Below are 2,479 nucleotides of genomic sequence, written 5' to 3'. Positions count from 1 at the left end.
TGGGGGCGGGGGCCACCTGGGGGGCCGTGGTCGCGGCGTCGGGGCGGGTGGCGCTCTCGCTCCTCCTGGCCATCGGCGCGTCCCTGGTGCTGCTGCGGGTTCTTCCCAAGCTTCCCATCGGCCGCAGGCTGGTGCTCGACACCGAGCTGCCGGTGGAGGCCGGCTTCGGCTCGGCCCCCGAAGCCGACCGCAGGTGGCTCGGCCGCAGGGGCGTGAGCCTCTCGCCCCTGCGCCCCGCCGGCATTGCGGAGTTCGATGGCGAGAGGGTGGACGTGGTGTCCCAGGGAGATCTCATCGAAGCGGGCCAACCCGTCGAGGTGGTTCGCGTGGAAGGAAACCGGGTCGTGGTGCGAAGACTGCGGTCCCCGAACGAAGGGAGAGAGGCATGATCACGGTCGACACGGGCGCCTTCGGCGCCATCGGACTCCTGATTCTCGTCGTCGTAGGCCTTGGCATGGTCCTCTACCTGATCCCCGTACCGCTCTGGCTCGCGGCCTGGTCCTCCGGTGCCTACGTGGGCCTCTTCACCCTCATCGGGATGCGGTTTCGCCGGGTGCCCCCCTCGGTGGTGGTCACCGGGAGGATCAGTGCGGTGAAGGCCGGTCTCCAGGTCTCCATCAACGAGCTCGAGGCCCACTACCTGGCGGGGGGCAACGTCACCCGGGTGGTCAACGCCCTCATCTCCGCCGACAAGGCCAACATCGCTTTGCCGTTCAACCGGGCGGCGGCCATCGACCTGGCAGGCCGCGACGTGCTCGAAGCGGTGAAGATGTCGGTCATCCCCAAGGTGATCGAGACGGCCCGGGTGGCCGCCGTGGCCAAGGACGGCATCCAGCTCATCGCCGTCTCCCGGGTCACCGTGCGCACCAACCTCGACCGCCTGGTGGGCGGCGCCGGCGAGGAGACCATCATCGCCCGGGTGGGCGAGGGCATGGTAAGCACCATCGGTTCGGCGGCCAGCCACAAGGACGTGCTCGAGAACCCCGACCACATCTCCAAGAACATCCTGGCCCGGGGCCTCGACGCCGGCACGGCCTTCGAGATCCTCTCCATCGACATCGCCGACGTGGACGTGGGCGAGAATATCGGCGCCAAGCTCCAGATCGACCAGGCCAACGCCGACAAGCAGATTGCCCAGGCCAAGGCCGAGGAGCGACGCGCCATGGCCGTGGCCCTGGAGCAGGAGATGCGGGCCCGGGTGGTGGAGGCCGAGGCCGAGGTGCCCAAGGCCATCGCCGAGGCCTTCCGCCAGGGCAACCTGGGGATCATGGACTTCTACCGGCTGAAGAACGTACAGGCCGACACCACCATGCGGGAGTCCATCGCCGGCACCGAGCCCGAGATTCAGACCCCGCCGAAGCGCAAGTAGGAGGGCTGGCCGATGGAGCAGTTCTTTCTTCTGCTGGTCTTTCTCGTTTTCGCCCTGGGCAGCCACCTGATGCGGCTCCTCCGAAAACGCATGGAGCAGCGCGCCCCGCCGCCTCGGGAGGCGCGCGTGCCCGAGGCCTACGAGGAAGAGCTCTCCTGGCCGTGGCCGCAGGAGCCCCCTCCCCTGCCCGAGCAGACGCCGCCCCCCAGGGTGCTGGCCCCGGCAGCCCCGACGCCCGTGCGTCGCCCCGCCCCGCCGCCCAGGGCCGCAGCGGAGCCGGCGCCCCTGCCGGCCACGGCGCGAGGCCCCCGGCGCATGCAGCCCCGGCTCAGCCGCGAAGAGGTCCGGCGCGGCATCGTGCTGCGCGAAATCCTGGGTCCTTGCCGGGGCCTGGAAGGGATGGGAAGCGCGGACCGGGGGGGTGGGGCCTAGGCGTCGGCGGGCTCGCACCCGATCGGTCCCGAGAGAACCTATCCCCGGGCACGCGACCCCGGACCTAGCCGGTCTCGGAAGGCGGCCCGGGAACTTGGCGTTTGAGACCGGAACACCATTTTCGTAAACTCCAACGCGCCGCGGTTCCCTAGCCCAGCTTCGAGGAGGTATCCATGCGCCGTTCCGCAAGAGAGCTCACGTCCCTGGTGGTGGCCTTCGCGGTGCTCTGCCTTTCCCTTCCCACGTCGCCAGCGGTGGCCGGCTGGGTGCCGACCCGAGCCACCGTGGAGGGTCCCCACGCCCGCCTGGTCTCCGTGCTGGAGCGCGAAGAGGTCGCCCAGGCCCTGGAGGCCCTCGGGGTGGACCGGGCCGAGGCGGTGCGCCGGGTGGCCGGGCTCACCGACGCCGAGGCCCGGCGCGCCGTGGACGAGTGGGACCGGCTGCCGGCGGCCGGGAACGGAGTCGGCGTGGTCATCGGAGCCGTGCTGTTCATCTTCATCGTCCTCCTCATCACCGACATCCTGGGCTTCACCAACGTCTTTCCCTTCGTGAAGAAGACGGTCCGGTAGGGGGGTGGTCCGGGCTTTCAGCGGCCAGCGGTCGGCGGTCGGCGGCCGGGCACGGCCACGTCGGCCGTTGGGCGGCATACGTGCCCCGGTGGGGCAACGGTGCCGCCCA

Annotated in this window: 4 protein-coding genes; all 4 read left to right on the top strand. The window is 70.7% G+C overall.

What is annotated here, in order from left to right:
• Positions 1 to 389: NfeD family protein (locus tag AB1578_23375; GenBank protein ID MEW6490840.1), on the top strand; the 389-nt coding region annotated here is incomplete at its 5' end.
• Positions 386 to 1,369, top strand: coding sequence for a flotillin-like protein FloA (gene floA / locus AB1578_23370; GenBank protein MEW6490839.1), 984 nt, complete (start codon positions 386 to 388; stop codon positions 1,367 to 1,369). The genes AB1578_23375 and floA, both read left to right, overlap by 4 nt.
• A gap of 12 nt (positions 1,370 to 1,381) precedes the next feature.
• Entirely contained in the window at positions 1,382 to 1,801 is a 420-nt protein-coding gene (locus AB1578_23365; GenBank protein ID MEW6490838.1) for a hypothetical protein, read from the top strand.
• 173 nt (positions 1,802 to 1,974) lie between these two features.
• Entirely contained in the window at positions 1,975 to 2,370 is a 396-nt protein-coding gene (locus AB1578_23360; protein MEW6490837.1) for a PA2779 family protein, read from the top strand.
• The last annotated feature ends 109 nt before the right edge of the window (positions 2,371 to 2,479 follow it).

Source organism: Thermodesulfobacteriota bacterium, assembly GCA_040756475.1.
GTDB lineage: Bacteria > Desulfobacterota > Deferrisomatia > Deferrisomatales > JACRMM01 > JBFLZB01.
This window is presented reverse-complemented; position numbering and strand designations above follow the sequence as displayed.

Coding starts and splice junctions, on each gene's coding strand:
- AB1578_23360 (MEW6490837.1), top strand. CDS start 1,975: ATGCGCCGTTCCGCAAGAGAGCTCACGTCCCTGGTGGTGGCCTTCGCG.
- AB1578_23365 (MEW6490838.1), top strand. CDS start 1,382: ATGGAGCAGTTCTTTCTTCTGCTGGTCTTTCTCGTTTTCGCCCTGGGC.
- floA (MEW6490839.1), top strand. CDS start 386: ATGATCACGGTCGACACGGGCGCCTTCGGCGCCATCGGACTCCTGATT.